Raw genomic sequence first — 359 nt, 5'->3', positions numbered from 1 at the left:
ATCCGTACACCTCCTGGGAGCGTCCTCAGAACGAGCGACACAATGGCCTGTTCCGGGCCTTTATCCCAAAGGGAGCTTCTATCGAGGGCTTCACTGACGAGGATATCCTCACCGCTGCTGACGAGCTGAATGGACGTCCACGGAAGAAACTCGGATACTGCACCCCAGAGGAACTCTTTGAGGCTTTTCTAGATGCTGTCTACGCAGCCTGACGGCTGCGGCAACCTCGCTCACGGATAGATCCTCCGGCTCCATCCGTGACCAAGGTTTTTACCACGGGGTGTCCAACTTGTTATTGCAATTTGCGATTCTGGAGTATGACAATCCTGAACTCCTGTATTATGACGTTACGGACGGCA

1 pseudogene is annotated in these 359 nt (G+C 53.8%); it reads left to right on the top strand.

Annotated features, from left to right (window positions below):
* Window positions 1–212: pseudogene (locus tag GO013_RS17115) on the top strand (IS30 family transposase); the annotation flags it as partial.
* Between the last annotated feature and the right edge of the window lie 147 nt (window positions 213–359).

It is taken from the genome of Pseudodesulfovibrio sp. JC047 (genome assembly GCF_010468615.1).
Classification (GTDB): domain Bacteria; phylum Desulfobacterota; class Desulfovibrionia; order Desulfovibrionales; family Desulfovibrionaceae; genus Pseudodesulfovibrio.
The sequence above is the reverse complement of the archived record's forward strand: the minus strand, read 5'-3'. Positions and strand labels throughout refer to the sequence as shown.